Origin of the sequence: Gracilibacillus dipsosauri, from assembly GCF_003176895.1 — a bacterium.
In the GTDB taxonomy this organism is placed as follows: domain Bacteria; phylum Bacillota; class Bacilli; order Bacillales; family Amphibacillaceae; genus Gracilibacillus; species Gracilibacillus dipsosauri.
In genome coordinates this window covers 514,300-538,006 of sequence record NZ_QGTD01000008.1, presented here as the reverse complement: position 1 = coordinate 538,006, position 23,707 = coordinate 514,300, and the positions used below count along the sequence as shown (strand labels likewise).

Here is a 23,707-nt window from a genome sequence, read left to right as displayed (position 1 = left end):
GGGAATGGATGTATAAACTACTAATTAGTACACCAAACTAATGATAATCATTTTTAGCATGGGAAAGGAATTGTATGAAAAGTATAGATATTGACTGGTTGACTTATCTCATCCTCCTGTTAGCAAGTTACCGTTTAACACATCTAATCGTTTTTGATAAGATCACCGAATTTATTCGAAATCCATTTTTAAAAAAGGAAATAGTAACAGATGAGAAAGGGGAGGAGCATGTTAAGAAAGTACCTACATCGAAATTTGGCTATCTGTTGAATTGTTATTGGTGTGCAGGAATCTGGAGTGCGATATTTATTACGATTGCGTTTATATGGATACCGGATTTTTCATGGCCTGTTATATTTATTTTATCAATCGCTGGTGGACAGGCGATATTAGAAACCTTTGTCGGTGTTGGGACAAAGCTGGTGAAATGGTTTAGTGAAAGATAATTAAGATAACAATGCTTGCCCTCTCATTTAATAGGGCAGGCTTTTTACATATCCATATTTACAAACGTTTCCTTTTCGCATTTAGGAAATCTTAGCTTGCAATATATAAGCATATTATTATATATTAATAAAAGAAATGGAGGTGTATGTAGTGATTACAACAACCGTTAACATTGAGAATGCGGCAACTATTCTAAAATTACTTGGAGATAAAACCCGACTAATGATAGTAAAATTATTAGAAAATCATACATGCTGTGTTTGCGAATTTGTAGAAATTTTTCAAATGAGTCAACCGTCTATTAGCCAGCATCTTCGAAAATTAAAAGATGCAGGCATTGTTAAAGAACAAAGGAGGGGGCAATGGATTTTTTACTCCTTAAATACAGAAAATGATTATTTTCATTTTGTTGAACAAATTCTGCAGGAGCTCCCGAGTCAAAAGGATAAATTAATAGAATTAGAGAAAAAAGGAACTAGAATTTCATGTTGTTAAAGGGGGAAGTGTTTTGTCTTTGACCGTTTTATTTGCATCACTTATATTTTTGGTTACCTTAGTATTGGTAATCTGGCAACCAAAAGGATTATCCATTGGATGGTCTGCCTCTGGTGGTGCTCTCCTTGCCTTAATATTTGGAGTGGTGAGCCTTCAGGACGTACTAGAAGTAACAGGTATTGTTTGGAATGCCACTCTTGCATTTGTTGCCATTATTATTATTTCCTTAATTTTAGATGAAATAGGATTTTTTGAATGGGCAGCTTTACATATGGCTAGAGCTGCAAAGGGTAATGGATGGAAGATGTTTGTGTATATCAGTTTACTAGGAGCGGTCGTTGCGGCATTTTTTGCTAATGATGGGGCAGCACTGATACTTACACCTATCGTATTAGCAATGGTTCGTAATCTGAATTTTCAAGAAAAAATGGTTTTTCCATTTATAATGGCAAGTGGTTTTATTGCCGATACTACATCATTACCACTCATTGTTAGTAATCTAGTTAATATTGTATCAGCAGACTTTTTTAATATTGGCTTTGTGGAATATGCTTCACGAATGATTATTCCTAACTTATTTTCATTAATTGCAACCATTGCGGTATTATTTGTTTATTTTAAGAAGAGCATTCCTAGACAATATAATGTAACCCAGTTAAAGCAACCTTCTGATGCTATAAAGGATCTGAAGATGTTCTATTTGTCATGGTATGTATTAGTGGTTTTATTAATAGGTTATTTTTTGAGTGAGTTTATTGGAATGCCTGTTTCTATTGTAGCGGGTCTAATCGCTATATTCTTCCTGTGGATGGCAAAAAATAGTAAAGCGGTTCATACGACATCTGTTATTAAAGGGGCACCGTGGGAAATTGTTTTCTTTTCCATTGGAATGTACGTAGTCGTATTCGGATTACGGAACGCAGGATTAACAGATTTATTGGCAAAAACCATTCAAGAAAGTGCAGAGCAAGGTTTATTTATAGCGACAATCTCCATGGGGTTCATTGCTGCTATACTGTCATCCATCATGAATAATATGCCAACTGTCATGATTGATGCGATCGCTATTGCGGAAACCAATACATCGGGGGTTATGAGAGAAGCATTGATTTATGCGAATGTTATCGGCTCTGATCTTGGCCCGAAGATCACACCAATTGGTTCCCTAGCAACCTTATTATGGCTTCATGTGTTATCCCAAAAAGGGGTAAAAATATCGTGGGGAACCTATTTTAAAACAGGGATTATATTAACGATTCCAATATTATTTATAACATTACTCGGTCTCTATCTGACACTAGTAGTTTTTTAACCAAATGATCAAAGAAAGGAAGATAAAAGATGGCAAAAAAAATAGTCTACTTCTTATGTACTGGAAATTCATGTCGAAGCCAAATGGCAGAAGGATGGGCAAAAAAATACTTAGGTGATGATTGGGAAGTTTATAGTGCGGGGATTGAAGCACATGGATTGAATCCAAACGCAGTGCGTGCAATGAAGGAAGTCGGCATTGATATTTCTAATCAACAGTCTGAGATCATCTCATCTGAAATTCTTAATGAATCAACGCTGGCTGTAACACTTTGCGGAGATGCAGCCGACAAGTGTCCCATAACTCCGCAAAACGTAAAACGGGAGCACTGGGGGTTCGATGACCCTGCGAATGCAACCGGAACGGAAGAGGAAAAGTGGCAAGTATTTCAAAGAGTTCGAGATGAAATAGGGGATAGAATTAAGAAGTTTGCGGAAACAAGAAAATAAACTTAAGGGGTAAGCAGATCAGTTTAGGTGTTACAAAAATGTAGCCTAGTTGACCTGCTTTTTCTTATTTCATTTCAACTGTAATTATCCGTGCAAATAACACTTGATCGTGAAGTTATACGTATACTTTAAAGCGTGATACCGATAGATGAAGCTCAATGAGTAGAAGGAAGCTCTAAAAAATATTTGACTTAAATGTACAAATGTCAGCGAAATAATTTGTAAAATATTTATTTCATATTATAATAGTTGTCAGTACATGTTAAAAAATATTGGTTTACTGTTTAAAGTTGTATTTATATTACAGATAGAAATGAGGGGGAACAATGAACGATAAGAATTATTCACCTAAGGATCGCATCATTGCACATTATCTTTTCGATGATCCAGACTGTGTTGGAAAAGATAGTTCAGGGAACGGCTATGATGCAATAACAGAAGGGGAAGTAAAACCAAAGATTGAAGTGATGGCTGAAAGGAAAGCGGCAACATTTTCTGGTGGAAAGAATGGTAGCTCCTATTTAAAACTGCCTTCTGGATTATTTAAAAACATCAGTGATCGTACTGGAATTACCATTAGTAGCTGGATTTACTTGAAAAAAGGGACAGATGTTTGGGAACGAATTTTTGATTTTGGTAAAGGGCCAGATGGGCCATACATATTTTTATCCAGGAACTTAAGAGGTGTTTGCTTCTCAGGCTCTGATCTCTTTGCAGATGCTGGAAAAACATGTTCACTAGGAGAGTGGATTCATGTTGCTATGTCAGTCAAAGGAACAGAAGGTGGCACCCTAAGTAGTGCTGGTCCAGTTATTTATGTCAATGGTGAAATCGTAGCAGATGGTTCTATCAGTCAGACCTCAAGTGGTACTTATAAACAACTGCGAAATTGGTTTGAGACATTTTCTGAAGAAAAGAATTACAGCAATAATTATATCGGCAGATCACAGCACGCCCCTGATTCCGATTTCCATGGTGCTCTAGCAGATTTTCGCATTTATGAGGCTGGATTAACTGAAGATGAAGTGATTGAAGTTATGTGTGAATCTCTAACTGATAAGGAAATAATAGAACTAGCTAAGGATAAATATTTGTCTTTTCCGATCACTGTTGTGTCTCGGGATGTTTCGTTACCTTCGTCTTTAATGGGTGGGAAGGTAGCAGTCACGTGGCGATCCAGTGATATGGATGCATTATCTAATCAAGGGACAGTAGGGAATGTAGCTGAGCCAAAAGGTGTAACACTTACTGCAACCTTAAGCAAAAAAGATAGTACAACCGAAAAGCAATTTACGTTAACCGTTTTACCAGAGGGGGTTCCGTCCCATCATCTAACTATTGAGGGAGATAATGAATTGTTAGATGTAAGTGACATCATGTATGGTTTGTTCTATGAAGATATTAATAATGCCGCAGATGGGGGGATTTATGCAGAGCTTGTTCAGAACCGATCATTCGAATCATTTGAATTCGATACTTATTCTCATCATTCAGGAGCCTGTGGATGTTCTACAGGTAGAAATCATGTCCCCTTACATGCATGGTTTGGTGATTTAGACAAAGTAGAAGTCAAAAATACTGGTGGTTTGAATGAATTTTTTGGGATAGACGATAAAGATATTAATTCCTATTATATTACCGTACCAAATGAAACAACTATTAAAAACAAAGGATTTACCGATTCTAATCACGCTTGTGCGATGTCGATTAGACAAGGTGATTTATATGATTTCACCATATGGGCAAAGGCGAAAAAGACAGCAAACATTACCGTACAGCTACAGGATGATTCTAGTGAGCCTATAAGTGACAAAATTACGGTTACAGTGGCAGGGAATAATAAATGGAAGAAATATGGAATCGATTCAGAGCTTGTCCTAACTGGTTCTAAAACCACTCTTGGACAACTTTCATTAACCTTTGATGGGGAAGTAGCTATTGATATGGTTTCCTTAATGCCGAGAGATGTTTGGGGAGCAGCGGAAGAACAAAGTTCACAAACTGCTCACATTAATTATAAAGCAAATCCTAACTATCGACTACGCAAGGATTTAGTTCAGGCATTAGTAGATCTACATCCGAAATTCCTTCGCTTCCCTGGTGGCTGTATTTCAGAAGGATCATTTATCTGGGAAAATGTCTACGAATGGAAGGACTCTGTTGGTGCGATTGAATTGCGGAAGGAAAACTTCAATGTTTGGGGTTATATGATGACAATGGGGCTTGGCTATATGGAATATTTCCAATTAGCAGAAGACTTAAATGCTACCCCACTGCCTGTTATGGCCTGTGGTGTACTCTGTCAAGCACGCTCAGATTATGTCAACCCTGCTGGTGGAGAATTGAGAGATTATTATGTGAAAAGCTTTACTGATTTAATTGATTTTGCGATCAATACAGATTTTGATCATAATGAATGGGCAAAACTTCGTAAAGAAATGGGGCATGAGGCACCTTTTGATTTGCACTACTTAGGTGTTGGTAATGAAAACTGGGGAACAGAGTTTTTTGCAAACTTTGAATACTTTAAGACAGAGATTGATTCATATATGGATAAGCATTATCCTGGGTATGAATTACACATAATTTCTACTGTTGGTGCTCAAGCTGATGACGATGCTTACCAAGAAGGCTGGAAGTTTTTAAGTGGAAATCTTACAGGTACAGCCAATGTGCAATTTACGGATGGACAAAAGACACTGGAGGAAAAAGTTACTTGGTATAACAAGCAGGCTAACTATATGGATACCATTGCGGATGAACACTATTATCGTTCCAATGAATATTTATTAAACAATGTTGATAGATACAATTATTATTATCGTGCCTATCAATCTGACGGAAATCTTGATGAGCGAGAAACCTCTAAAGTGTTTGTTGGAGAGTTTGCTTCTACTGACAAAAATACGTTAGCAGGAGCTGTGGCAGAAGCAGCGATCATGACAGGTTTTGAGAATAATGCAGATATTGTGAGATTAGTCGCTTATGCACCTTTATTTAATAAAGTGTTAACAGACGGTACTTATAGGTGGACACCTGATTTAATCTGGTTCGATGATGAAGATGTTTGGTTCACACCAAATTACTATGTCCAAAAGCTCTTCGCAAAATACCTAGGATCCAAAGTGTTAGACACATCATTTTCCGCCTATAACAATGGTACATTAACTAAAATCGCTCCACATGGTGGAATTGAGATTGCTACGGGAGATGCGGAAATCCAGGTTAGGGCAGTGAAGGTAATTGACAATCATAGTGGAAACATATTATTCGAACAGGATTTCACTAAAGAACTAGATTCTAATTGGAAGGTAATACCAGGCTCCCATGGATATGAATTAGATCCAGAACATGGTTTAGTATTAAAAGCACAAACAGATGGATTAAATGGATTATATTTAATGAACAAAAACTGGAGCAATTATAAAGTAGAAGTAAATGCAACAAAGATAAGTGGCAATGACGGTTTTTATGTCGGTGTTGGTTTAACAGATATTTCACCAGATAAGAAAGATGTAACCGAATACGCGATTGGATATGATGGAAATGCAACTGGGGTGAAGGTGCATAAACAAGGAATAGAGGGTTATATGCTAGGAGATTATTCTTCCAGTACAGCAGCAGGTAATTTGCGAGCAAGCTGTTATGAGCCACTATTAGACAATAATCCTTATACTATCTCCGTTAATTATGGTGGAGATAATGGTGATCGACTTATTTGCTCTTACACTGATGGATCATTCACGAGTAAAACATTAGATTACAAGCTAGAAGCTTATAATCGTGAAATTTTCAACTCGGTAACGAAGGACGATAACTATGTATATGTGAAGCTTGTGAATGCCGATCCGTTTGAAAAAACAACAGAAGTTGCCTTGAAAAATTTAAATGTGAGTAAAACTGCAAGCATGATCACCGTTACAGGAGAAGAATCGATCGTGCATACACCGAATGTAAATAAAAAGAACGCAGAACAAGTTGTTCCAAAGAAAAAAGAGATTAAATGGCAAGATAATCATACTGTGGTTACATTACATGCCAATTCAGTGAATGTGATCATTTTAGAGGTGGAATAGCAAAAGCAAGACAAGGGCATGTGTGAGATCTGATGAAGTTCACAGCATGTCCTTGGTTTTCACATCAAAGGAAACAGGAAAAGAAGAGTATAAGTACAGAAATTATCTACATATATTATTTACTTGATTCTAGTTAACATAATATATATTATAGGAAGTTGTAAAATAAAAAAAGCTCACTATCTCAAAATATAAGTATACTTAAGATAGTGAGATAAAAATTATTTTCGATACTCGACCTTTTTTAGATCCTCTAATGCCGGGCCTTCGATCACTTTACCATCACAAGCAAATCGTGATCCATGACAAGGACAATCCCATGTCTTTTCTTCGTCATTCCAAGTAACCTCACAGCCTAGATGTGTACATGTGGTATCCAATGCATGAACTTTTCCTTCATGATCCTTATAGATCCCAATAGTCTGACCATGTTGTTTCGTTTTAATTGCTGAACCTGCTGGAATTTCTTTTGGTGTATGTTTGTCTTGCATTAACTTTCCAGATACTAGCTCTTTGGCTACATTTGTATTTGTACTTATAAATTGTTTTAAATCTGGATCTGCATGGAATCTCGTAGGCCGGTATAAGTCGATATATGGATTTTCTTTATTTAAGATCAGGTCTGTTAGAACTTTTGCCGCAACCATACTGTTTGTCATACCCCATTTACGATAACCTGTTGCAACTAGAATCTCGGGACGATTCTTATTAAGTCTCCCTATATATGGTAATTTATCTAACGTAGTATAATCCTGGGCAGACCATTCATATTGCCAATCTGTCAACTTTAGATGTTTAGAAGCAAACTCCTTTAATTTTTGTAAAGGGGCTACATCATGCTTGTATTGACCTGTTTTATGATTTTGTCCACCAAATATCCAGTATTCCTCTCCATCTAACTTTAAGGTACGTAAGGAATGAACTGGTTCATCTACATCTAGATACATCCCCCCTGGATATGGATTTTTAGAAGTGAATGCAACAGCATATGAACGAGAAGGATACATACGTGCACTATAAAAAGCTTCTCCTTCAAAGAATGGAAATTGTGTAGCAATCACCACTTGATCACAAATTATACTGTGTTGATCCTTTGTTCTCACTATTCGATGATCAGCATTTTCAATATCATAGGCAGATGTGTTCTCATAAATTTCTCCGCCATTTTCGATAATTTCATCGACTAAAGATTTTAAGTAGGAGATCGGATGAAATTGTGCTTGATTCTTCATCTTTATCGCATATTTCATAGGGAATGCTACAGGTAATTGTGTTAACTCTTCCCCATCAATATTTAATGCAGTATATGCTTCGAATTCTTGCTCCAATTTTCTTCGGTTTTTATCATTGTTTGTTAAAAGGATAGCATCCTGCTCTTCGAAATGACACTCTATCTGATTTTCTTGGATAATATTTCGGATAGATTTTAACGCTTCTGATTGACTTTCGTAATATAATGCTGCCTCTTCATGGCTAAAATGAGACATGAACTCATGATAGATGATACCATGCTGTGCGGTTATTTTAGCTGTTGTATGGCCAGTTGTAGCATTCGTCAATTTACCACGGTCAATCAACACAACTTTAACCCCTTTTTTAGCTAATAAATAGGCAGTGGTGATCCCTGTTATTCCCCCACCAACTACTGTTACCTCTGTTTTAATATTTTCTTTTAATTGAGGAAAGGCTGGCATTATATCTCCCTCTTGCCATATCGGAAAATGCTTTTGCTTCATATTATACCTCCATAAACCTTCACGTTTTTGTTATGTATAGCTTCCCCATTGTATAAAAGTTTATGAATTGGATTTTAGCGATTACTTTGCGATCTATTTTTACACGTGATACCATTTACAGAAGGGAGTGATGAACAGATGAGACATATACATGCTATCGTGAATGGGAGAGTACAAGGAGTTGGTTTTCGGTATTTCACTCAAGCTACCGCAGCAGAATACCAAATTGTTGGTTGGGTGAAAAATCTCTCAAACGGATCTGTTGAAATCAAAGCAAAAGGTGATGTGGGTAATATTGAGAGGTTTTTACAAAAGATAAGACAAGGTCCTTCCATGTTTGCAAAGGTTAGTAGTATTGATATAGAAGAATTGCCATTAGAAGATCATGATTATCAACGATTCGAGATAAAATATTAAAACCGCTATCGAAATAGCGGTTTTAATATGTATTAGTTTTCCTCGAAGAATTTACGATTCAATGCAATATATTCATGCTCATTATCTGGAACCTCGTCTTCCATATAGATAGCTTCTACTGGACAAACTGCTTCACAAGCTCCACAATCTATACAGATATCTGGATCAATATAGAACATATCTTTTCCTTCTTCTATACAATCAACAGGACAAACTTCAACACATTCGCCTGCTTTTTCTTCTTTACAAGGTGAAGTTATTACAAACGCCATGACTGTCCCCTCCTTTGGTCAATTTCCTAAGTATCTCTATTTCACCTATATTTTATCATAATTATAAAAACTTCGCATGCCAATATCGATGATTTCACAATAAATTCAAGGAATGGCACGTCAACATCTTAGCATGGATCTACTGATAAGCTCTCTAATCCCGATCCTTCCAAAGCCTTTCCACTATGAACTCGCCTCCAACACGTTGAACGAAAAAGACATCCGGATTGGTCAAGGTTTTCCATTCATGAAAGCCAAATTCAATCTGGAATTTTTTTAGCATGAGTGCTAGCAAGTTTCCATGTGTTACGATGATAGTATTCTCAAAATCATCATTATTTAAACAATCAGTAAGGAGTTGATCAGCTCGTTCGTAAGCATCTCTAGATGATTCCCCACCAGGTAATTTAAACTGATCATTATGAAAAGATTCCTCCAACACATCCATCCAATCATCAATTGGCTGTTCACTTAAAAGTCTTTCTTTTAACCTTTCATCACATTCAATTGGTAAACCAGTACGATTGGCAAATGGTTTAATGGTTTCCTTTGCACGTAAAAAAGGACTTGTGATGATCCGATCAATTGGAAAACTAAGATTTTCTAATAGGTTTGCTAATTCATAGGCCTGAAGATTTCCTTGTTTAGACAAAGGAGAATCCTTGTGTTGTCCCACTGCGTGACAGTGACGTATCAATAGAATTCTTTTCATTTTATCAGCTCCTAGGCGGAATCTTTGAAAGATCTTTAATAGAATATCAGAAAAAGCCTACCATTTATTTTATCCAATATGAATTTCAATTAAACATTTTCGACTAATTCAAAATAATCTTTTTTAAATCCAGCAATACGTTTCGTGTTATCTATAACAAAGTAAAACTCCTCTGTTTCGTTTTTTACTTCATATACATTTCCAACGGTCAAAACGGAATTCACTTTATATTTTTTAGCGTTTGTATGTACACATTTAATGTGTTTCATGGTTTCATTTTTTTCCCAAGTATGATGAATCATTCTAACTAACCTCCTTACTTTCTATGATAAACATTTTGGTAGATAAATACAAGTAACTGTTTAGTTTACATAATAAACTTATGGTATACTTATGTTCTTGTTTTCCAATATTTACTTAAAACTATAGGTAATAATAAAATAATGATAAGCATCCTCACTAATTGTAAGGAACCAACAATTGCAGGGTCTGCGTCTACTTCATGGGCTGTCAGTGCCATTTCTACTAATCCTCCTGGCGCAAGACTTAGCATGGCTGTCGCAAAGCTCAAATTCGAAAAAGAAGCAAAAATATAACCAAATAAGATCGATAATAAGATAATGAAACAGGTTATTAAAAAGAACAAACCAGTATATTTACCAGCTTTTTTCACATCTCGATAATCGATAGATAAACCTAAATGGATGCCAATAGAAAGCTGAGCAAAATGATAGAACGAACTAGGTAAGTCCATCACTGGTATCGAAAAAATTTTTAGTATAGCGATGATAGTCATAGGTATAAGCACAAAAGATGCCGGAACTTTATGTCTTAATAAATAAGCGAAGTAAAAAAGCAATCCATAAATAGCAATGGTCCAATATTGACCAGAAATCATTGGTTCCTCTACTATACTACCGGCATTATTGCTGCTTGATGAAAATAAAAAAGAGGCAATAATTGGTACGATAAAGAGAACCGCCATTAATCGAATCGTATGAAAAATAGCTACAAGCCCAGTGTTAGCCTCCATTGAATCGCTCATAGCAACCATTACGGATAATCCTCCGGGTATACTGCCAAGTACACCTGTTTTTTTACTTATCTTTGCTATCCTAGCTAGTAATATTCCACTAGCTATCGAAATAATCATAATGAAAAAGGTAAAAAGCAAAAACGGAATAAAATAAGGCACTACCTTACCTATAGTTGCTGCAGTAAACGTCATTCCGATTTGAACACCAGTTATAGCAAAGCTTACATTTCGAATGGATTGGTGTAATTGATAGTCTCTTTCGTGAACCGTCTTTAAAATAAATACTGCTAATAATGGACCTAAAATCCAAGGCAATGGAAGATCTAAAGATAGGAATATCATTGTGGACAGTAAGGATACAAGATACATCCATATATAATGAAAGACAAGTTGTTTCATGCTTAAAGCTCCCTTGAACATATTTAGAAAGCAAAAGCCTGGCATTTGGCCAAGCTTTTGCTGCTTAAAAGTTACTCAAATAGAGCCAAATATTCCTTTAATCCCTCTTTCTCAAGCTCACTTTTTGGTATGAATTTCAAGGCAGCGGAATTAATACAGTATCGCATACCACCCTTGTCCCTCGGTCCATCATCAAATACGTGACCTAAATGTGAATCAGCCTGGTCGCTTCGAATTTCTATTCTACGCATGCCATGAGAAGTATCGAGATTTTCTTTTAGGGCATTTCGATTGATAGGTTTAGTAAAGCTTGGCCAACCACACCCTGCGTCATATTGATCTTTGGTAGAGAATAAAGGTACCCCACTAACAATATCAACATAAATTCCTTCCTCATTGTTGTCCCAATATTCATTATCAAACGGTCTTTCTGTGCCATTTTCCTGTGTGACGTGATACTGTAATGGAGTTAATTTGCGTTTTAATTCTGTTTGGTCTGGCTGCTTGTTCCAATGTTTTTTGATAAAATCAGCTCTACCTGAACCCTTTTTATAGAGCTGATAATGAAATGTTTGTTTTCTATAATAATCCTGATGCTTTTCTTCTGCCGGGTAGAATGTTTTTGCTGGAAGAATATCAGTCACAATAGGCTTAGTAAATTTCCCTGATGCTTCTAACTGTTGTTTTGAAGCCTCTGCAAGCTCTTTTTGTCGCTCGTTTGTATAATAAATAGCTGTTTTATAGGATTCGCCTCGATCATGAAACTGACCACCTGAATCGGTTGGATCAATTTGTTGCCAAAATATTTGTAAAAGTTTTTCATAAGGAAATATCGTTGGATCAAAGGTAATCTCTACCGCTTCCCGATGTCCTGTTGTATTGGAACACACTTCTTCATAGGTTGGATTTGGCTTATCTCCACCTGTATAACCTGATTCTACTTGAATAATCCCTGGCTGTTGATCGAAGGGTTCTACCATACACCAAAAACAGCCACCTGCAAATATAGCTCTTTCTTTTGATTGTTTTTCCATCAAAACAACCTCCTAAAAAAACGTGTTACCCTTATTTTGCTTCTCCTACTGTAAAATTGCAAGTGGTCTGTTTGGACTAAATAAATAATTTAGGTTGTGATTTTTTTGGTTGACTGGATCTGTGTGTTTCATGCTCTTCCCTTGTATTTTCTTCTATCTCATCTGGTGATAAGCTCGAATCATCTACTTGAATCTCGTCTGTATTATCTTCCTCTTCACTATTTATTTCGTTAATTGCTTTCATCATATTGATTAATTTAGGGGCGTTTTTGATCATTGGTCCATATTCTTTAATAAGTGGTGTCGCTTGTTGGGCCACTTTTAGTACTTGTTGGACATTATTTAGTGTTCCCATTAAATTCGATCCCCCTCCTCCACTTGCTATTCCACCTGCCTGCATTCCACTTGAAGAAGGTAAAAAGCGTTGGATCAGACCTTGCAATCCTGTAGGGTTAGTTGTTGGTGCATGTGGAAATAATCCGCGCTGAGGTGCTCCAGATAAAAAATTACCTTGTTGAAACGGTGGTTGCTGATTCATGAATGGTGTTTGATGATTAGTTGGTCGAAACATATTTCACATCCTCTCTCTGCTAGTAAAAGTCTCCCTTGCTAACACTATATGTCTCTATAGGTTAGGTGGTATAGGCTTTTATCGCTTCTAAGTAGATAAAAAGAAGGCTTTTTCGTGGTCTACTCACGAGAGCCTTCTTTTTTATACGTTAGGAAATATAAGTTTTTTGCAGGAAGTAAGCGACGAAGCTAAAATTATGAAGTTCAAAGTATAAGAAAAGCTAACACATCCAAAAGACGAGCGAATGCGTTTTTCTAACCATCTTCGGAAATATCATTCATAATATTTCCTGGGCAAGCGCAGAAACTGACAGGAAATGAACGATTCGCGCTAATCGTTTGTTGAGATATGACAGTTTTACTCGATATTCGGCTACTATTGGTTGAAGTATCTTTATCCAATGTGAAAGGAAGCAATAGAGCCTTCATTCGAGCTGTCAATGGTGAGTTTTGCTTTTATTTCCTCCTTTAATTGGGAAACATGAGAAATGACTCCAATCACACGGTGATCCTGTTGTAAATCCTTTAAGCATTCGATGGCTTGCTCGAGAGATACTTCATCAAGTGTTCCGAATCCTTCATCAATAAATAACGTATCAAGCTGCACACCACCTGCATGTGATTGAATTATATCTGCCATCCCTAATGCTAAGCTTAATGCAGCTTTAAATCCTTCACCTCCAGATAGTGTGCGAACCGAGCGTTTACGACCAGTAAAATGATCGAGCACTTCTAAATCTAAGCCACTTTGTGCACCACGTTTTGCCAATTCTTCACTACGCAAAAGCTGAAAGCGGTGATCCGTCATTCTATCTAAGCGCACATTAGCCTGTAATAAAATTTCATCAAGAAAAGTGGCTAAAACGTATCGTTCAAAGGATAGTTTCTTCGAATTTTCCCCTCTAGCTAGATCTGCCAATTCACCAATATCATAATATTGATTAGCTATTTTCTGATACTCGGATTGCAATCCAATTAGTTTATCTTTTACCTTTAATAACTGTTGGTATTCTAATTCAATTGCTTGTTTACGTTGCATTACTGTATGCTTTTCTACTTCAAGTTTGTTTAATTCTTCTCTTAATAGCGTTAGGTCAGGAGCTGTTTTTCCTCGTAGTAATTCCTCTAATTCTTCCATTCGTTGATTGGTGAATTGGTAATATTCCTTAAATTGTATTACTTCAGCTTCGAGTTTCCTCATATTTTCCTCATTTAATCGAGCATTCTGGTATGATGCAATATCAGGAAATCCATACTTTTCCAATTTGACTAAAAATATTTCTTTTTGTTTGTCATAACTAGCTTCTAGCTGCTTCTGAAATTCCACACTTTGCATCATTTTGGTTTCTATCTGATTTTTCTGATCTCTAATTTTTGCATAGTGTTTCTGCAGTTCCTCCCATTTTGCTAGATTATCTTTTAGTTCCTCTTTAATGGCCGTGACTTTTGCTTTAAATTGTTCAACCGTATCAAAATCCTTCGGTAATCTTTCTTTAAGGGTTTCTAGTGAAATTTGTATTTGTTGAAATTGCTGAAGCGTTTGTTCATGGTCTGCTCTCCATTCTTTTTGTTTCTTTAATAATTGATCAATGCCTGTTTGAACATTAGCTGGATCCTGATAGGTAGCCTCTATTGCTTTTATTTGTTCCGTTTCTTCTCTTACCTGTAAATTTAGTTGCTTTTGCTTTTCCGCTACTTCTTTTCTTTTTCCTCTTATTTCAGGTAGAGAGAGTTTAGTAACTTCGATATTCAAGGACTGGAAAAGATAATGGATCATTTCTTTTTTTACATGCATTTCATTGTATAATTGATTGATTTCTGAAGAAAGCGATTGAGAGCTTATTTCCAGTTCCTGCAGTTTTTTCTGCTCTAATGCAATGGACTCCTCAGAGATAGAAGCTATAGTGCTTTTTGCTTTATTAGGGTGATGCGGAGAACCGCATACAGGACAAGGCTCTCCTTCTACAAGTTCATCTACTATGTGCCCGATGATATTTAGCTGTTTTTCTTCTTGGTTTTTTTTCCATTTCGTTTTTTGCTCGTCTAATTCAAGTTCGAGTTTTTGAGCTTTTAACAAAAGAACCTGATATTTTTCCTGTAACTTTAGCTCTTGTTCCCCTTCCTCTAAGATTTTTTCATAGGTTTGTACTTGTTGAGAGAGTTGCTCTTCTTTATGCTTATTGACGAGAACTGATTGTTTTAATTGATGAATCTTTTCTTGTGCCTGAAAGCTATCTTCTTTTCTCTGCTGTTCCTTTGTTAAGTTATCTTCTAGGTGACGTAGCCGTAATTCTTTCTCCGCTAATTTTTGTTGGACTGTCTGAAATTGTTCTAAACCTTTTTGGAAGTCATTGAGTTTTTCTAAAGTCGCTTCATATTCTTTTAATCGGAGGCGTAGCTCATCCATCTCTGTTTCCATTTTTTCACTGTTTTCTAACGCATCTGCTGCTTGTTGAAATTGTTGACTCACTTGGTTATGCTGTTCCTTCAAATATTCCGATTTTTTTAGTTGTTCTTGCCATTCATTTTTTCGCCTCTGCACCTGTTCTTCGAATGGTTCTACAGCCTTTGCTTGCACAGCTTGCTGGAATGTTGTTTCTTTTTCTTTCATTTGTGGTGCTTTCTTTTTTAACTCTTCTTTTTCTATCTTTCTCTGATCATATTCATCAAATAATTCAAGTAATTTTTGCTTTCGATACATCTGCTCCTGCATACTCTTATATGCTTGATCAAATTCCTCGATCCTTTTTATTACTTCTTCTTTTTCCTTCTTTAAACTGTAGAGTTCATTAGATAATTGATCTGTTATCGACTGAGTGCTCTCTTTGTTTATATATTTACTATCTAAATGTTCCATTTCTTGTTCCATTTTCCATTCGATTTGTATAAGGGAGTTTTTCAGTTGTTTTGCTTCGTCTTTTAGCTTTTCTGTTATATCCCGATAAAAATAAGTTCGGAATATTTTTTGAAGCACTTCTTCTCGTTCGCGACTATTCTCTGAAATCAGCTTACGAAATTCCCCCTGTGGGATCATTATCATTTTTCGAAATTGCTCATAGTCTAAACCTATCATTGCCTGAATGGTCTCATTGACTTCTTTGATTTTGGATTCAATTAATTCCCAATCGTCGTTTTGTTTCATGATGTACAGAGAGGCAGATGCTGGATCATCGGTGTATCCTTTCCCCTTTGTTTTTGGCTTTAACTGCCTAGGAGTCCTTGTTACCTTATATAACTTTTCGTGAAGCTGGAATGTTAAGGAAACAAAGGTGGACTCTACTTCTGTGGCAAAATGACTTCGAAAACTATCATGATCACGATCTGTCCCACTAGCCTTACCATATAAACTATAACAAATCGCATCGAACAAAGTTGTTTTTCCTGCACCTGTTGGTCCTGTTATTAAAAAAATCATTTCTTGACCAAGTCGATCAAAATCGATCCTCTGTCTCTTACGATAAGGACCAAAGGCAGCTAGTTCCAGAGAAATGACTCGCATTCTATTTTCCCCTCTCTTCTGTTACAATCGATTGCATCACTTTGTTAAAATACTGGGCTCTCGTTTCTGGGATTTTTTCTCCCTTCATTTCCTGATAGAAAGCATGAAATAGTTGTTCATGGGACATCTCCTGTTTTTGGCGAATATTTTCTTTGTCCTTAAGAACGGTGTTTACCATATATTGCTTTCGCTCTAAACGTAATATGTTCGGAAATAGTTTTCGTAATTTAGAAACTGGATCCATAATTTGACCATCGTCTAATAGCTGAATTTGTAAATAATCCTCTGTTCTCGGGATTATTTTTTCTTGAATTAAATCATCGAAATATCCCTTTATAATTCGCATATCTTTCATCGGAGTAAGCGCCCTTTGCTCAATCTCACAGGCTCCTGTTTCATCCATTTCCACCATCGTAACGGATTTAGTATGGTCCGCCTCTGAAAAGGAGTATTTTAAAATGGACCCACTATATCTAATCGTTTCCCTCTTTATTTTTTGTGGTCGATGTAAATGGCCTAAAGCCACATAGTCAATCTCATCAAATAAATCGGCGCCAACGTAAGGAGTTCCGCCAATCATGGTAAGACGTTCCTCGGAGTCTGTTTCCATTCCACCAGCAACAAATGCATGTCCTACTAAAATGTGTCTCCCTTCGTGTAAAGGAGTTCTCATTTTTATTTCTTGAATTATTTTTTCCATTGCTTGATGATGTGTCTCAATGGTGTCATCCTTGAAATAGGCGCTGATTTGTGATGGTTCCAAGTATGGAATCAAATGAAAATAAATCATGCCATAGTTATCCTCAATTGGTACTGGTTGAAGTGCCTCCTCTACCGTTGTATGTAAATAAAATTGCTGTGAACGGAAAATTGATGTACCGAATCCTAAGCGATCAGGACTGTCATGATTACCTGCTATGGCTAGGATAGGGATTTTAAAATTCATACATAAATCGCTAATAACATGATTTAATAATTCGACAGCTTCCTTTGGTGGAATCGAACGGTCATATAAATCTCCTGCGATGATAAGTACGTCTGGTTTTTCCTCCTTTATTAATGAAGTTAGTTGTTCTAACACATAGGCTTGATCTGCTGTTGCATGGATTCCATGTACTAATTTGCCTAAATGCCAGTCTGCAGTATGAATAATTTTCATTAATATCACTAATCCTTTCTTGGTAATTTCGATCTCGAGTTAAAAGAACTGGATGAAGAACGTTTGTTTGTGTATAATAGAACTTGAGGTGATGATAATGGTTAATGATCGAGGGCATAAAAAGTGGGCATCCCTTATGTTACCAGAGCATGTGATCATGTTAGAGCAACTAGAGAAAGAGGATAATCTAGTGAACAAGCCGCTTTTAGAATCTGATATATTAGAGGAAATGGAACATCAAATTCAACAAGCTATTCTAAACAAAACGAAGCTAACGATTGATTATTATCAAAATAGAAGGATTCACTCCATTCAAGGTACGATAGACACCGTGAAGCCATATACAGCTCAAATTACCATCGTTCTGGATAGCTCAAAAAAGAAAAAGCATCTATCCATTCGTGATATTGTTGCAATAAAATAGATTTAGCGTCTTCGGTACAAGAGATAAACCATATCCTTTCATGGTTTATCCCTCCTCTTGATATAAATCCCATAATTGATCAAAGGTTTGAATAGCCTCTGGAAAAGGAATATTCCATTCTAAATAGCGACTAATTTCATCATAACTACTTGAGTGCTTTGGAAAATCATGATCGATAAACATCCAGTCTGCTAATTTCCTTTGATGATCTAATTGTTTGTTTCCGCGATACCTCATCATAAATTGATAAAAAGATTTCATCCACTATTCCCCTTCTGTCAAATTATCTTCCATAAAATCTTGATGTTTCTCTTGTTTTTTTCGATAAACGAACCGTGATAGCATTATACTAATCTCATAGATAATAATTAACGGAATAGCGACAACGATTTGCAAAATAAAATCAGGTGGTGAAATCATAGTTCCAATAATCACAAGAATAAAATAACCATATTTTCTTGTTTTACTTAAGAAGCGTGGTGTAAGAATCCCTAAGCTTGTTAAGAACATAATAATGATCGGTAATTCAAAAAAGATAGCAAAAGGAAGTGTGACACGAAAAATAAACCGAAAATAATTTTCGACTGTAAACATGGTGTCAAATACGCCATCATTTAATGATAAAACAAAGGGTAAGATTAATTTTACAAAAATGTAGTAACCAAAGCTCATTCCTACCACAAACAATAGAAAAACAGCCGGGATATAGGCTAAAGACACTCGTTGTTCCTGCTTTGTTAAGCCAGGTTTCACAAATAACCAAATTTGTAAGCATAAAAAAGGTAAGGTGCCTGCAATAGCAACAGTGAATGCAATCGTAAGGATGATCCAAATAATCTCTTCAGGTGATATTAGATTTAAGGTAATATCAATATCGTTTAAAAAGAAATTACGGATATCGTTGACATAATATAGCCCTAATCCAAAGAAGAGAATAAAGAAAAAAGCGGTCCATATAAGCCTTTTCCTTAATTCAGCAAAATGGTCGAGATACCCCATCTCCTTTTCATTAGGTAACGATTTATCCTGTTCTTTCATTAGAAAACTCCTTCATATTTAACCTATATATTGAATAGGTTTTCGTCCTACTTCGTCAAACTTTCTCTTATAGAGGAAAAAGATGTAAAAGTATGCACTTTTACACCTTCCTTACTTGCTTGATGGATCTTTTTTTTCCTCTTTATCCTCGTTCATTAAATCATTGGTAGCCTTTTTAAATTCTCGCAAGGAACTTCCGACTGCCTTTCCAATTTCCGGAAGCTTTGAAGGTCCAAAAATGACTAAAGCAATAATTAATATGAGGATTAAACCTGGAAATCCTATATTAGATAACATATACTCTCACCTCTGGCGTATGACTATTTTTGATCGTCTTGCTTATCTTCTCTGGCAGATTTCTTAAATTCTCGTAAGGTTTGACCAGTTGCTTTCCCGATTTCGGGTAGTTTTTTTGGTCCGAAGATAACTAATGCAATAATTAAAATTAAAATCAAGCCAGGTATTCCAATTGAGGATAACATATCTTTGCCCCACCTTTATAGTATCTTTTAACACGATAATAACACTCTTTTTCTATCTTATCACGTTTTAAAAGGCTTGTCTTGAAATAATGCTAAAATTATTGGTCTTTTATACGGTCATATTGCATGAAATAATAATCATAACGATTTCGTTCATCCCTGATACCTTTTGTCTTCTTTGTAGTCTTCCATTCTGCTTCCTTAAGCTTAGGGAAAAAAGTATCCCCTTCAAATTCGTGATCAATATAAGTCATGTAAATACGATCAGTAAAAGGTAATACCTGTTGAAAGATTTCTTCTCCACCAATAACAAACCACTCTTTATTTGGCTCAGCGTCTGTTAATGATTTGATTTCATCGATGCTGTGCATGACTTTACAATTTGGTGCCTCGAAGGAAGTGTCTCTCGTTACGACGACGTTTTCCCGATTTGGAAGGGCACCATTCATGGAGAGAAAGGTTTTTCTTCCCATAATAACCGTTTGGGAAGTAGTCAATTCTTTAAAAAACTTTAAGTCGTTCGGTAGATGCCACGGAAGATCATTGTCCTTCCCGATGACACGATTCTTACTCATTGCAAACAAAAGTGAGATCATTCGTCTTACTCCTTTCTTATACGGCTACAGGAGCCTTAATAGCTGGATGAGGATCATAATTTTCGAGCGAGATATCCTCTGCTTCCAGATCAAAAATGGTTTGGAAATCCTGTATATGAAGGTTCGGTAGGTTTCGTGGCTCACGTTTTAACTGTGTTTTAATCTGTTCTATATGATTAGAATAAATATGTGCATCTCCTAAAGTATGAATAAATTCACCAGGCTTTAATCCACATTCTTTAGCAATCAAATAGGTTAATAAAGCATAGCTAGCAATATTAAACGGTACACCAAGAAAAATATCTCCACTTCGTTGGTATAGTTGGCAGCTTAACTTTCCGTCTGCCACATAAAATTGGAACATAGTATGACAAGGAGGTAATGCCATATTAGAAGGAACATCCTCTGGATTCCATGCTGTGATTAAATGTCTTCTAGAATCTGGATTTTGTTTTATCGCTTGGATAACCCCTTTTAATTGATCGATGGTTTCTCCTTTTGATGTTCTCCATTTCCTCCATTGAGATCCATAAACAGATCCAAGATCTCCATATTTAGCTGCAAATTCATCATCTTCTAGGATGCTTTTTTTGAACTTGTCCATTTCCTTCAAATAAAGCTCCTTAAAAGAAGGATCCTCATTAGCACGGTGACCGAAATTGTCCATATCTGGACCTGTATATTCATCACTTTCCACCCATTTTTTAAAAGCCCATTCATTCCAAATATTATTATTATGTTTGAGTAAATATCGAATGTTCGTATCACCTTGGATAAACCAAATTAATTCACTTACAATAAGTCGGAACGGAACGAATTTGGTAGTTAAAAGTGGGAAACCTTCTGCTAAATCAAAACGCATTTGGTGCCCAAATACGGAAAGTGTTCCGGTTTTCGTTCTATCTTCTTTTTTTGTACCTTCTTCTAATACTCTTTTGCATAAATCTAAATAAGCTTGTTCACTCATAGACATTCTTATCTTCCTCTCATTCACTTATATTACAAATTCGTAACAAACAATGATAATAATAATATTTTATTTATTTTAACATACATTTTTGAATAAGTAATTACGATAGGAGGGCTTTTATGTTAGGACAGGAACAATTAGCAGTCGTCGCGAAGCACTCCGTAGCCTATAGTTTTGCATTTACCCACCCATTTTCCTTCTATGTAGATGCATATCCAATTCTGCAAAGCGAATTATTCGAACAAGCAGACCAATTAACGTATGGCATGCAACATGAAGCAGTACGTGTGTTGCAGGAAAAACTACACAAAATATCGTACTATGATTCTTCTATTGACGGAGAGTATGGTGTGTTAACCGAATATGCATTAAAAAAGTTTCAATCAGATCATCAAATAAAAGATGATGGTCAGGTAAATAAAAAAACCATTCAAAAAATATCTGAAGAAGAAGAGCGATTATATGAGGAAACATTAACACAAGAAACAGCATTTGATTATGGCCAAAAGGGTAACGAGGTTTTAAAGCTTCAGGAAGCTCTAAAACACTTTGGTTACTATGATGGTCCTCTGGATGGTATTTTTGGACCAAAAACCGATCAGGGCATCAGTGCTTACAAGCAAGATAGTGGTATGAAGATCATGCATATTGAAAATGAACAGACGGAAATGGAAGAAACGCCAGAAACCTTTATTGCCTCACTGGAAACGAAGCAGGAGGATGCGGCATCCACCGGATCTAAACCTACGGAAGAGATGTCCAAACAAATAACAGTAAAAACGTCCAGTCCAAGTGGAACTACCCAACAAATTATTCAAACCGCTAAACAATATCAAGGGACTCCCTACATATGGGGTGGCGTTACACCAAATGGATTTGATTGCAGTGGTTATATTCAATATGTCTATAACCAATATGATATTTCACTTCCAAGAACGGTACATGAGATTTGGAATGCGACTATGCAAGTTCAAAAGCCTTCTATCGGAGACTTAGTCTTTTTTGAAACATATAAACCAGGTCCATCTCATGCCGGAATCTATTTAGGAGATGGTAAATTTATTCATGCTGGTGCATCAAGAGGTGTAGAAATTAGTACAATTGATCAAGAATACTGGTCTAAACGCTATTTGGGCGCTAAACGAATTTCTTTACAATAAATCAAAAAAATCCATTTGCTTCGGGTGGAGACCCTCATATTCAATGTTTAAAAGCTGAATTAATTGCTTAGCATTGTCATAGGCGTCTCCACCTGAGTTATTATTGAACAAAAGCGTAACGGTTTCCACCTGCTTTTCTAATTGCTTTATGTACTCTACCCATTGTAAAAGCTCTGTTTGATTGTATCGATAAAGAAAACGTACCTCACGCCAATTTTCTTGGCCATGATTATTCCAACCATGCACATTTCTACCATGAAAGCGAACAAGCGCATTTTTAGAATGTGTGGTTTCTAGTACTAGAGGTACAGATCCTTCCCCTGCCTGAGGTTCATCACAAATAACATGAATCCATCCTTCCTTTTTTAAAAACGAAATGGTGTCTGCTTGTCGCTCTTCCAACCAAGTCCTGTTTCGAAACTCGAGAGCTACAGGTAATGGCCCCATCCATTCTCTAAGCTTTCTTAATTTATTGATATTCTTAGATTGCAAGGAAAACCATGGTGGGAACTGAAAAAGTAATGCATTTAACTTATTTGCTTCGACTACAGGTTTTATGGATTCCTTAAAATCTTGGATTAATTGCTTCATTTCAAGATTTGTGAGATTTTTACGGTCATGCCCTGTAATGGATTGAAAGGCTTTTATAACAAAACGAAAGGAATCTGGTGTTTTCGTTACCCAATTTTCATATTGACTAGGTGATTGAATGGCGTAAAATGCACTATCTACCTCCACCACTGGAAAATGGGAGCTATAGGTAATGAGTTTATCTTTCGTATTCGAATGATTTTGATGTAGACGAGGATGGTCACCCCATCCAGTTAAACCGATTAAGATCGTCATGGACTATTCACCCTTACAAAACATTGTTATGCTACCAGCATTTTATATGGCTGGTATTTAAATTATCATGATTTAGTTAAAATTCCAAGCCATAAATTGCTCACCAATTGGATAAGCGCTTCTTGACGTTATTGGTAAAATAAGCTATAGTAAACACAAGCAAATGAGATGTTACAGGATTCATTATGATCAGGCAGCTTCTATAGAAGTAAATGGGAATGGTGATCCTATACTTCTGTGGTTGCTGCCTTTTCTACTATCCATCATCTTTTTTGTAATTTTACCACGTCTAAGCGTGAAAGGTTCTAGGGAGGAAGATATTCATGGAAAACGGAGTAGTAAAATGGTTTAATGCAGAGAAAGGCTATGGCTTTATCCAGCTAGAAGAAGGAAATGATGTGTTTGTCCATTATTCCGCTATTCAAGCAGAAGGATTCAAAACGTTAGAAGAAGGTCAGGAAGTAACCTTTGAAATCGTGGAAGGTGAACGAGGGCCACAAGCTGCAAATGTTGTAAAAAAATAATCTTATACTTACAGGCGGTGACTTCGTTCACCGCCTTTTATAATGATGAAACGG

Annotated in this window: 25 protein-coding genes; 9 read left to right on the top strand and 16 right to left on the bottom strand. The window is 36.2% G+C overall.

The genetic code is table 11. From position 1 onward, the window contains the following. Nucleotides 1–74: 74 nt before the first annotated feature. From DLJ74_RS09765 to DLJ74_RS09745, 5 genes are all read left to right on the top strand, one after another. On the top strand, nucleotides 75–446 hold the full coding sequence (locus DLJ74_RS09765) for a DUF1360 domain-containing protein (protein ID WP_109984311.1): 372 nt from the start codon (nucleotides 75–77) through the stop codon (nucleotides 444–446). Between the two features lie 151 nt (nucleotides 447–597). Continuing rightward, entirely contained in the window at nucleotides 598–942 is a 345-nt protein-coding gene (locus DLJ74_RS09760) for an ArsR/SmtB family transcription factor (protein WP_109984310.1), read from the top strand. Nucleotides 943–955: 13 nt separating this feature from the next. Next, complete coding sequence (locus DLJ74_RS09755) at nucleotides 956–2,254, top strand: arsenic transporter (protein ID WP_109984309.1); 1,299 nt, start codon at nucleotides 956–958, stop codon at nucleotides 2,252–2,254. Nucleotides 2,255–2,283: 29 nt separating this feature from the next. Beyond that, nucleotides 2,284–2,703: an arsenate reductase (thioredoxin) gene (arsC, locus tag DLJ74_RS09750; RefSeq protein ID WP_109984308.1), complete on the top strand. Its 420-nt coding sequence runs from the start codon at nucleotides 2,284–2,286 to the stop codon at nucleotides 2,701–2,703. A 326-nt stretch (nucleotides 2,704–3,029) separates the two neighbouring features. Continuing rightward, nucleotides 3,030–6,779, top strand: a complete 3,750-nt coding sequence (locus DLJ74_RS09745; protein WP_109984307.1) for an alpha-L-arabinofuranosidase C-terminal domain-containing protein — start codon at nucleotides 3,030–3,032, stop codon at nucleotides 6,777–6,779. A gap of 221 nt (nucleotides 6,780–7,000) precedes the next feature. On the opposite strand, the gene DLJ74_RS09740 is transcribed toward DLJ74_RS09745, so the two are convergent. Further along, nucleotides 7,001–8,515 carry an FAD-dependent oxidoreductase gene (locus tag DLJ74_RS09740; RefSeq protein WP_109984306.1) on the bottom strand — a complete coding sequence of 505 codons (1,515 nt, stop codon included), beginning with the start codon at nucleotides 8,513–8,515 and terminating at the stop codon, nucleotides 7,001–7,003. Nucleotides 8,516–8,653: 138 nt separating this feature from the next. On the opposite strand from DLJ74_RS09740, the gene DLJ74_RS09735 reads away from it, so the two are divergent. Then, nucleotides 8,654–8,932 carry an acylphosphatase gene (locus DLJ74_RS09735; RefSeq protein ID WP_109984305.1) on the top strand — a complete coding sequence of 93 codons (279 nt, stop codon included), beginning with the start codon at nucleotides 8,654–8,656 and terminating at the stop codon, nucleotides 8,930–8,932. A gap of 32 nt (nucleotides 8,933–8,964) precedes the next feature. Here the strand turns inward: DLJ74_RS09735 and DLJ74_RS09730 are convergent, their stop codons facing one another. The 8 genes from DLJ74_RS09730 to DLJ74_RS09695 form a co-directional block, all read right to left on the bottom strand. Further along, nucleotides 8,965–9,204: a ferredoxin family protein gene (locus DLJ74_RS09730; protein WP_054788972.1), complete on the bottom strand. Its 240-nt coding sequence runs from the start codon at nucleotides 9,202–9,204 to the stop codon at nucleotides 8,965–8,967. 154 nt (nucleotides 9,205–9,358) lie between these two features. Continuing rightward, nucleotides 9,359–9,916 carry a histidine phosphatase family protein gene (locus DLJ74_RS09725; protein ID WP_109984304.1) on the bottom strand — a complete coding sequence of 186 codons (558 nt, stop codon included), beginning with the start codon at nucleotides 9,914–9,916 and terminating at the stop codon, nucleotides 9,359–9,361. Nucleotides 9,917–10,005: 89 nt separating this feature from the next. Continuing rightward, nucleotides 10,006–10,218: a DUF6501 family protein gene (locus tag DLJ74_RS09720; protein ID WP_054859399.1), complete on the bottom strand. Its 213-nt coding sequence runs from the start codon at nucleotides 10,216–10,218 to the stop codon at nucleotides 10,006–10,008. Nucleotides 10,219–10,307: 89 nt separating this feature from the next. Next, nucleotides 10,308–11,351, bottom strand: coding sequence for an AbrB family transcriptional regulator (locus tag DLJ74_RS09715; RefSeq protein ID WP_109984303.1), 1,044 nt, complete (start codon nucleotides 11,349–11,351; stop codon nucleotides 10,308–10,310). A gap of 71 nt (nucleotides 11,352–11,422) precedes the next feature. Continuing rightward, complete coding sequence (gene msrB / locus DLJ74_RS09710) at nucleotides 11,423–12,385, bottom strand: peptide-methionine (R)-S-oxide reductase MsrB (RefSeq protein ID WP_109984302.1); 963 nt, start codon at nucleotides 12,383–12,385, stop codon at nucleotides 11,423–11,425. Between the two features lie 76 nt (nucleotides 12,386–12,461). Continuing rightward, the gene (vrrA, locus tag DLJ74_RS09705; protein ID WP_109984301.1) at nucleotides 12,462–12,956 is read right to left on the bottom strand and encodes a VrrA/YqfQ family protein; all 495 of its coding nucleotides are present in this window, start codon (nucleotides 12,954–12,956) and stop codon (nucleotides 12,462–12,464) included. 393 nt (nucleotides 12,957–13,349) lie between these two features. After that, the gene (locus DLJ74_RS09700) at nucleotides 13,350–16,454 is read right to left on the bottom strand and encodes an AAA family ATPase (RefSeq protein WP_109984300.1); all 3,105 of its coding nucleotides are present in this window, start codon (nucleotides 16,452–16,454) and stop codon (nucleotides 13,350–13,352) included. A gap of 1 nt (nucleotide 16,455) precedes the next feature. Beyond that, nucleotides 16,456–17,613: an exonuclease SbcCD subunit D gene (locus tag DLJ74_RS09695; RefSeq protein ID WP_054859393.1), complete on the bottom strand. Its 1,158-nt coding sequence runs from the start codon at nucleotides 17,611–17,613 to the stop codon at nucleotides 16,456–16,458. Between the two features lie 97 nt (nucleotides 17,614–17,710). On the opposite strand from DLJ74_RS09695, the gene DLJ74_RS09690 reads away from it, so the two are divergent. Next, nucleotides 17,711–18,037, top strand: a complete 327-nt coding sequence (locus tag DLJ74_RS09690; protein WP_181397490.1) for a YolD-like family protein — start codon at nucleotides 17,711–17,713, stop codon at nucleotides 18,035–18,037. 45 nt (nucleotides 18,038–18,082) lie between these two features. Here the strand turns inward: DLJ74_RS09690 and DLJ74_RS09685 are convergent, their stop codons facing one another. The 6 genes from DLJ74_RS09685 to DLJ74_RS09660 form a co-directional block, all read right to left on the bottom strand. After that, nucleotides 18,083–18,298 (bottom strand): YozE family protein, encoded by a 216-nt coding sequence (locus DLJ74_RS09685; protein ID WP_054788962.1) that lies wholly within the window; start codon nucleotides 18,296–18,298, stop codon nucleotides 18,083–18,085. A 3-nt stretch (nucleotides 18,299–18,301) separates the two neighbouring features. Then, complete coding sequence (gene tatC / locus DLJ74_RS09680; RefSeq protein WP_109984298.1) at nucleotides 18,302–19,075, bottom strand: twin-arginine translocase subunit TatC; 774 nt, start codon at nucleotides 19,073–19,075, stop codon at nucleotides 18,302–18,304. 111 nt (nucleotides 19,076–19,186) lie between these two features. Further along, entirely contained in the window at nucleotides 19,187–19,372 is a 186-nt protein-coding gene (tatA, locus tag DLJ74_RS09675; RefSeq protein WP_054788961.1) for a twin-arginine translocase TatA/TatE family subunit, read from the bottom strand. Nucleotides 19,373–19,395: 23 nt separating this feature from the next. Next, a complete protein-coding gene (tatA, locus tag DLJ74_RS09670) occupies nucleotides 19,396–19,557 on the bottom strand; it encodes a twin-arginine translocase TatA/TatE family subunit (RefSeq protein WP_109984297.1) in 162 nt (53 codons plus the stop codon). 98 nt (nucleotides 19,558–19,655) lie between these two features. After that, complete coding sequence (locus tag DLJ74_RS09665) at nucleotides 19,656–20,153, bottom strand: dihydrofolate reductase (protein WP_109984296.1); 498 nt, start codon at nucleotides 20,151–20,153, stop codon at nucleotides 19,656–19,658. A gap of 16 nt (nucleotides 20,154–20,169) precedes the next feature. Continuing rightward, nucleotides 20,170–21,126 (bottom strand): thymidylate synthase, encoded by a 957-nt coding sequence (locus DLJ74_RS09660; RefSeq protein WP_109984295.1) that lies wholly within the window; start codon nucleotides 21,124–21,126, stop codon nucleotides 20,170–20,172. Between the two features lie 116 nt (nucleotides 21,127–21,242). On the opposite strand from DLJ74_RS09660, the gene DLJ74_RS09655 reads away from it, so the two are divergent. Continuing rightward, nucleotides 21,243–22,283: a C40 family peptidase gene (locus DLJ74_RS09655; RefSeq protein WP_109984294.1), complete on the top strand. Its 1,041-nt coding sequence runs from the start codon at nucleotides 21,243–21,245 to the stop codon at nucleotides 22,281–22,283. On the opposite strand, the gene DLJ74_RS09650 is transcribed toward DLJ74_RS09655, so the two are convergent. Then, the gene (locus DLJ74_RS09650) at nucleotides 22,275–23,129 is read right to left on the bottom strand and encodes a DUF72 domain-containing protein (protein ID WP_109984293.1); all 855 of its coding nucleotides are present in this window, start codon (nucleotides 23,127–23,129) and stop codon (nucleotides 22,275–22,277) included. The genes DLJ74_RS09655 and DLJ74_RS09650 overlap by 9 nt on opposite strands. Nucleotides 23,130–23,452: 323 nt before the next feature. On the opposite strand from DLJ74_RS09650, the gene DLJ74_RS09645 reads away from it, so the two are divergent. Next, nucleotides 23,453–23,653, top strand: coding sequence for a cold-shock protein (locus DLJ74_RS09645; protein WP_054788958.1), 201 nt, complete (start codon nucleotides 23,453–23,455; stop codon nucleotides 23,651–23,653). Nucleotides 23,654–23,707 lie beyond the last annotated feature (54 nt).

Bases quoted from the DNA above. Each gene is read 5' to 3' on its own strand.
- DLJ74_RS09645 (WP_054788958.1), top strand. From the start codon at position 23,453: ATGGAAAACGGAGTAGTAAAATGGTTTAATGCAGAGAAAGGCTATGGC.
- DLJ74_RS09765 (WP_109984311.1), top strand. From the start codon at position 75: ATGAAAAGTATAGATATTGACTGGTTGACTTATCTCATCCTCCTGTTA.
- tatC (WP_109984298.1), bottom strand. From the start codon at position 19,075: ATGAAAGAACAGGATAAATCGTTACCTAATGAAAAGGAGATGGGGTAT.
- DLJ74_RS09685 (WP_054788962.1), bottom strand. From the start codon at position 18,298: ATGAAATCTTTTTATCAATTTATGATGAGGTATCGCGGAAACAAACAA.
- DLJ74_RS09695 (WP_054859393.1), bottom strand. From the start codon at position 17,613: ATGAAAATTATTCATACTGCAGACTGGCATTTAGGCAAATTAGTACAT.
- DLJ74_RS09720 (WP_054859399.1), bottom strand. From the start codon at position 10,218: ATGATTCATCATACTTGGGAAAAAAATGAAACCATGAAACACATTAAA.
- DLJ74_RS09735 (WP_109984305.1), top strand. From the start codon at position 8,654: ATGAGACATATACATGCTATCGTGAATGGGAGAGTACAAGGAGTTGGT.
- arsC (WP_109984308.1), top strand. From the start codon at position 2,284: ATGGCAAAAAAAATAGTCTACTTCTTATGTACTGGAAATTCATGTCGA.
- DLJ74_RS09730 (WP_054788972.1), bottom strand. From the start codon at position 9,204: ATGGCGTTTGTAATAACTTCACCTTGTAAAGAAGAAAAAGCAGGCGAA.
- DLJ74_RS09690 (WP_181397490.1), top strand. From the start codon at position 17,711: ATGGTTAATGATCGAGGGCATAAAAAGTGGGCATCCCTTATGTTACCA.
- tatA (WP_054788961.1), bottom strand. From the start codon at position 19,372: ATGTTATCTAATATAGGATTTCCAGGTTTAATCCTCATATTAATTATT.
- DLJ74_RS09650 (WP_109984293.1), bottom strand. From the start codon at position 23,129: ATGACGATCTTAATCGGTTTAACTGGATGGGGTGACCATCCTCGTCTA.
- DLJ74_RS09665 (WP_109984296.1), bottom strand. From the start codon at position 20,153: ATGATCTCACTTTTGTTTGCAATGAGTAAGAATCGTGTCATCGGGAAG.
- DLJ74_RS09655 (WP_109984294.1), top strand. From the start codon at position 21,243: ATGTTAGGACAGGAACAATTAGCAGTCGTCGCGAAGCACTCCGTAGCC.
- vrrA (WP_109984301.1), bottom strand. From the start codon at position 12,956: ATGTTTCGACCAACTAATCATCAAACACCATTCATGAATCAGCAACCA.
- DLJ74_RS09715 (WP_109984303.1), bottom strand. From the start codon at position 11,351: ATGAAACAACTTGTCTTTCATTATATATGGATGTATCTTGTATCCTTA.
- DLJ74_RS09660 (WP_109984295.1), bottom strand. From the start codon at position 21,126: ATGTCTATGAGTGAACAAGCTTATTTAGATTTATGCAAAAGAGTATTA.
- DLJ74_RS09700 (WP_109984300.1), bottom strand. From the start codon at position 16,454: ATGCGAGTCATTTCTCTGGAACTAGCTGCCTTTGGTCCTTATCGTAAG.
- DLJ74_RS09740 (WP_109984306.1), bottom strand. From the start codon at position 8,515: ATGAAGCAAAAGCATTTTCCGATATGGCAAGAGGGAGATATAATGCCA.
- DLJ74_RS09725 (WP_109984304.1), bottom strand. From the start codon at position 9,916: ATGAAAAGAATTCTATTGATACGTCACTGTCACGCAGTGGGACAACAC.
- msrB (WP_109984302.1), bottom strand. From the start codon at position 12,385: ATGGAAAAACAATCAAAAGAAAGAGCTATATTTGCAGGTGGCTGTTTT.
- DLJ74_RS09745 (WP_109984307.1), top strand. From the start codon at position 3,030: ATGAACGATAAGAATTATTCACCTAAGGATCGCATCATTGCACATTAT.
- tatA (WP_109984297.1), bottom strand. From the start codon at position 19,557: ATGTTATCCTCAATTGGAATACCTGGCTTGATTTTAATTTTAATTATT.